The following is a 4,009-nucleotide window of genomic DNA, read 5'->3' on the forward strand; positions in this document are numbered from 1 at the left end:
ATCCTCGAACTTCATGCCGGTGGCGGTCAATCCGTCAGCCAGCAGGGTGGCGCGGCCAGTGAAGCCGGTGGTGGGCCAGGGTTGTGCAGCGTCGGTGCCGGGATTGACATAAGCCGAGTAATACATCAGCACCTGGGCGTCAGCGGGAATGGTGTTGTCGGCGCCAGGATTGGCCAGTGTCGGGGCCGCTGCCACATAATCGGCACGGCTTTTGATGTAGAAGGCGACGACCTTATAGCAACTGCCCTGACTGCTCACAATGGACAATGGATTATACGGGACGTTAAGGTCACATGCGACTGGTGGAGTCGACGTGGGGGTTGGTCGCCGGATAGGCGGCAGCAGCCCAGCCACAAAGGGGTCGGTCCGGACAGTCCAGATATTGCTCGTGCCGTTGTGCTGGGTGGCGTATGGGTTGGCGGCAGCCAGCGTCAGCCTGATATTCGGCGGGTAGATATACACGGCGCCATTCATGGTATCGCCCACGAAATTTCCGGCAGTGCGAGTGTCGTTAAGCAGTTGATTCTGGGTTTTGACCACGCCCACACTGTCCAGACTGTTAGTGAACAGATTGTAGAGCACACTCAACAGGATTCCGGCGATCAGCATGGCGATCAGCATTTCAACCAGGGTGAATCCCGCACGGGGATCAGCATTCGGCATGACGATTCTCCTCATTGCGGTGGGTTGACAATCTGAGTGGCGAAGGTGAGGTTCTGTCCATTGGGCGTGGTGACGGTCAGCAGGACTCTTTTGAGGATGCTGTCGTTTACGATGTTCGTCTGCGGTGCTGTGGTCGCCGAATAGGTATAATTCAGAATCGCCGCGCCGTTGGCGTCCTGCACCTGGGTGGTGTAGCTATACCCGTCGGGCGGCTTGACCTCCAGCGCTGGCGAGGTGGGGTTGGGCAGGCTATTTGTCTTGTACTGGTTTGGCACGCTCCACTTGGTTCGCAGCACGTCGAGATAACTGCGTGAAAAGGTCTGAGCCACGGTGGAAGTCTTGGCCTTGCTGGTGTCGAGCAGCGAGCCAGAGAAGTAACTCATGATGACGATGAGCACGCCGGTAAGGGCGATGGCGACCAGCGTTTCGATGAGTGTAAAGCCCTGATCAGTTTTCACGGACGACCACCTTGCCTGCCAGCCCGATCACTGCAACCGAGATGGAACGGTTGGCCAGCGTGAGTGTTGTTTGCTGGCCATCCGAGTTGAGAAACTGGGGCGCGAAGCCGTAGGGCTGCTGGAAGGTGACACTGAGCGGCGCGGTGAAGGTCATGTTTTCCGGCAGGGTGAAGGTCGTCATGGTTGACGTGCCGGAGATGGGCCGGGTGATGGTGTAGGTCGACGTGCCGGAGTTGGCCGTGACCTGCACCGTCTGACTCAGCCGCCGCGCGATGGAGCGGGAATTGTTGAGGTCGGCGGAGAACTGCTGAGCACCCTGGCGCAACACTTCCTTCTGGCGAATATCGCCGTAGATGGTGAACCCGATGGTGACCAGGATGCCGACGATGACCATGACGACAATCAGTTCGAGCAGCGTGAATCCGGCGTGGCGGCGCCGCATCAGCGTTCCAGGCTCCAGTCGGCGCGGTAGAGACCGGCAATCTGGGTGTCGCGCAGTTTGACGAATTTCGACAGGCGGTTATCGTGGAAAACCTTGAACGACGGGGTGGCAGTGGGGGGGTTACCATTGCCGGGCGCCAGGATACCGGTGTCGGCGCTCATCAGGCTGCCGCGAATTTCTACACCGCCATTGGTCTTCGAGCAGCCGCCGTTACCAGTACGGCCCCTTATGCAGCCGTTGCTGGCATTGGGTTTGGCCAGTGCGAACGTGGCATTGGCGCTATAGAGCAGGCCATCGAACCGGAAGGAGCCATTTGACCTGCTGGCGTTATTTTCAACCGAATCCAGGTACATCTGCTTGAGGTTGGAGCGGGTGATCCAGTTGGTTTTGGGTGCGACAGTGTAGACGGCAGCGGCAGCAAGAAACGTTTTGATATCCGCAGCACTGACATCGACAGTTTGTGGAGCGTCGGGGTTCGAGTTGCCTACCTTCACAGAAGATGTGCCTTGCGGGCACTTGCTGACGTCGCTGGCACAGGCTGCGTCAATTCGCAAATACTTACCGTCCGCGTAGTTGTCGGCTCCCTCATCAGTGGCGTCATTCCAGAAGACCAGATCCTTACTGTTATTGGCAAATTTGTACAACCTGGGGACGTATGTTTTGCCGGATTCTATGTACTTCCTGAGTTCCAAGCGGTTGAAGAGGGTGGCCTCGCGCCAGGCCATCCCCGGCACTGTATTCTTTTCCCCACCATTGGTGGCCGACTGCCCTGCGTTGGCGCCCGACTTGAGTGTCGCAGCCTGGATATTTTCCGCTTCAAGGACAGTCGAGTTGCTCCAGTCACCATAACGCGGTGTTTCGAAATCACCCATCGAGATATTGCCGACAGCGGAGAGGGCGAACTTGGGGATGTTCGAGGTGTCTTTCCAGTCGTCGCTGTTGCACTCGTGGTTATCGGTTCCGCAAGCGTACTTCACGTCACCGACCACGTAGACGTTGCCGCGTGCAATGATTTTGCCGTCGCCTTTGACAAAACCGCGAATGATGACGTCGCCGTTGACGTAGACCGTACCGTTGACTTCGATGGGTGTCGTCAGTGTGCCGTCCAGCACCAGGTTGCCGTTGTTGCCTGTATTGGCCGTCTGGCTGGTCGTACCGCCGAAGCTTGTCACATTACCGGTGGAAGCGACCTTTTGCATGTTGCCGGTGATCGACCCCGGCTGATTGTCCGGATCGGCCAGCGAGGTGCTGGCGAGTACGGCGTCGCTCCACTCCGAATCGCTGATAATTCGGTCGCCATTGGTATCGGGCACCGGCAGCGGAAACCTGTCGGGCAGTTCGCCGTCGGGCCACTTGCCGTTGTAGGGGGCCGCGCCAATGCCGGTTTGCTTGGGATAGCCGGTGTAGAAATTCTTGTTGGTGGGGCAGGCCGTGGTGGTGGAGCAGTCGGAGGCGGTAAAGCCCTGCTTTGTCGTGCTGGTGATGTTGCCCGCGTTGTCAGCCTGGGTGGTCTGGAAGCCGGTGCTGCCAGTCACCGCCTTGCCTTGATCGTCAACCCATTTGCCACGGGTGTAAAACGTGCCTGCCAGCACGCTGTCTTCCTTACCAGGACGGGTTTGCAGGCTCTCCAGGGTGGCGAACTTGGCTCGCCTGAACGGGGCCGTGGCCGTGGCTGCCGCGCCGGTTGCCAGCGCCTCGGTAGACTGGACGCTGGCGTGGCACATCACGCAGTTGGCGTTGTTGGTCAGCACGGCGAAGTCGAGGCCGTTGTAGAGTCCGCCGCCGACGAAGATGTCCTGCTTGACGGTTCGCACCGTGCCGCCGGGTAACTTGCCCTGCAATCCCTTGGCCGTCATCACGAAATGCACAGCCTGATCCGCAGAGTCGGGTACGCGCTGGATGGTGTACTGGTAATCGCCGACGCCCAACAAATTGACCCACTGTGAGGTCTCGGTGTAGCCCACACCCCAGCCTTTATCGGTCAGGAGCCTCTTGTATTCGGCCACGCGGTAATACGATGTCGGTGTGGTTCCCCAGATGCCGTACCAGACTTTCGAGGCGGCTTCATCGAGTCCGCCCTCGGCCAGCGTCTGAACCTGGTTGACACGCACGTTGTCGTTGGCGCTGCGGACGTTGAGATTACTGATGATCAGTGCCGTGCTGACCACCAGCCCGATCAGGATCAGGAGGCTGAGGGTTGCGTAGAGGATAAACCCATCGGTGTAACGACGTTTCATGTGGTCAATTCTAGGCGAAGACTCACACAAAAGATTTACACCTTTCTGGGGGGTAGTTTGAAAACCTTCGTCCCAGCGCCAGCCTGGGCGTCTGGCCTCGCTCTGGGCAGGGGTTCATACCGGTCTGCTCCGCCCAGACAGCACAGGCGTAAGCAGAGCCTATATCTGGCGGTGGCCTTGCTGGTCCTGTCGAGCATCTGGATCGGTGG

The 4,009-nt window shown here is 58.8% G+C and carries 4 protein-coding genes; all 4 read right to left on the reverse strand.

What is annotated here, in order from left to right:
- Window positions 1-663 (reverse strand): prepilin-type N-terminal cleavage/methylation domain-containing protein (locus tag Q0R23_RS13795; RefSeq protein ID WP_293913888.1); only part of this gene is annotated, 663 nt, incomplete at its 3' end.
- 11 nt (window positions 664-674) lie between these two features.
- Window positions 675-1,121 carry a prepilin-type N-terminal cleavage/methylation domain-containing protein gene (locus Q0R23_RS13800; protein WP_293913890.1) on the reverse strand — a complete coding sequence of 149 codons (447 nt, stop codon included), beginning with the start codon at window positions 1,119-1,121 and terminating at the stop codon, window positions 675-677.
- Window positions 1,111-1,563: a prepilin-type N-terminal cleavage/methylation domain-containing protein gene (locus tag Q0R23_RS13805; RefSeq protein ID WP_293913891.1), complete on the reverse strand. Its 453-nt coding sequence runs from the start codon at window positions 1,561-1,563 to the stop codon at window positions 1,111-1,113. Before Q0R23_RS13805 ends, Q0R23_RS13800 begins: the two co-directional genes overlap by 11 nt.
- Window positions 1,563-3,800, reverse strand: coding sequence for a polymer-forming cytoskeletal protein (locus tag Q0R23_RS13810; protein WP_293913893.1), 2,238 nt, complete (start codon window positions 3,798-3,800; stop codon window positions 1,563-1,565). The genes Q0R23_RS13805 and Q0R23_RS13810 overlap by 1 nt, the downstream gene beginning before the upstream one ends.
- Window positions 3,801-4,009: the final 209 nt, after the last annotated feature.

Origin of the sequence: Deinococcus sp. (genome assembly GCF_025362455.1) — a bacterium.
In the GTDB taxonomy this organism is placed as follows: domain Bacteria; phylum Deinococcota; class Deinococci; order Deinococcales; family Deinococcaceae; genus Deinococcus.

Bases quoted from the DNA above. Each gene is read 5' to 3' on its own strand.
- Q0R23_RS13810 (WP_293913893.1), bottom strand. From the start codon at position 3,800: ATGAAACGTCGTTACACCGATGGGTTTATCCTCTACGCAACCCTCAGC.
- Q0R23_RS13805 (WP_293913891.1), bottom strand. From the start codon at position 1,563: ATGCGGCGCCGCCACGCCGGATTCACGCTGCTCGAACTGATTGTCGTC.